This window comes from bacterium (assembly GCA_040755795.1).
In the GTDB taxonomy this organism is placed as follows: domain Bacteria; phylum UBA9089; class CG2-30-40-21; order CG2-30-40-21; family SBAY01; genus JBFLXS01.
In genome coordinates this window covers 1-1064 of the sequence record JBFLXS010000751.1, presented here as the reverse complement: position 1 = coordinate 1064, position 1064 = coordinate 1, and the positions used below count along the sequence as shown (strand labels likewise).

The following is a 1064-nucleotide window of genomic DNA, read 5'->3' as shown; positions in this document are numbered from 1 at the left end:
TCTATCGGTCAAGTTTTCTACTTTGAGAAAGTGAATGGACAAAAGATATTAGTTCACTCTCCCTTTCTTTTATAGTATAAAGATAAAAATCCCTTGATTTTATAATTTTATCATTTTCCCAGATAAAAAATCCTTGTTCTTTTTGAAGCGGGTCAACGACCATTGCTACCTGCCAGGGAAGATTAAAGAAATTTTGATGAATGAATAAATCATCCTCTGAAAGGAATATTCCCCAGCCAGGGTGTGTATGAAACCAACCGACCATCTGTTTTCCTTCAGGAATTTTCTTTGTTTTTTTCTCCTGTTCAATTGCATTCCATGTCTCATGGTTAAATCTAATATGACTATTGTCACCTTGAGTATTTCTTGCCTCAATAAAATCCGATATTTTTATAGATTTAATCTTATTATCAAGACAATAATCACCAATTAAGACCCCACCTAATTCTCGAGTAGTATCTTTTTTAGAGTAATCAAGTATCTGCTTCATTATCTCTATAGGAACAAATATCTTCAAGGCATATTCTGGTTTATCCACACATAATCTAATGGCATAATTTGGATTATGTAGTGGCATTTTTTCAGGAATAGGTTTAACTATCTCTTCGTTTGTTAGTCTAATTTTTAATATTTCCTCATCATTTGAAAAGGTATTCATTCAAACTCTCCTAATTCAGGTACATGTTTAGAGTGTTCCAAATTGCGTTGATTTGAGAAGTAACCTTTGTTAAACAATAGGATACTGGTGCGAAATATTCGGTAGTGTCTGACAATAACTCTAATAGTGAAATCTATGCAGATTTGGTGTCCAAAAGGGATTTCCTCCAAAGAGCAAAATGCAAAACTCGTTTATAGTTTATGGTTTATAGTTTATAGTCTATAGTCCTTCAACTATCAACTATCTTTGCCAAAGTTCAGTAAAATTATCTCTTTCTTTTCAGCGTTAAAATACTTGAAGCAAAGATATTACCAAATTCCTCCAACTCTTTGAGAAACCCTGCTACTTCCTCTTTGAAATTTGATTTGTAATTTTGCATTTTGATATTTATATTTGATATTTAATA

Annotated in this window: 1 protein-coding gene; it reads right to left on the bottom strand. The window is 31.8% G+C overall.

The genetic code is table 11. The features are described 5' to 3' along the window. Position 1 precedes the first annotated feature (1 nt). Positions 2 to 658, bottom strand: a complete 657-nt coding sequence (locus tag AB1414_21425) for a Mov34/MPN/PAD-1 family protein (GenBank protein MEW6609972.1) — start codon at positions 656 to 658, stop codon at positions 2 to 4. Between the last annotated feature and the right edge of the window lie 406 nt (positions 659 to 1064).

Bases quoted from the DNA above. Each gene is read 5' to 3' on its own strand.
- AB1414_21425 (MEW6609972.1), bottom strand. From the start codon at position 658: ATGAATACCTTTTCAAATGATGAGGAAATATTAAAAATTAGACTAACA.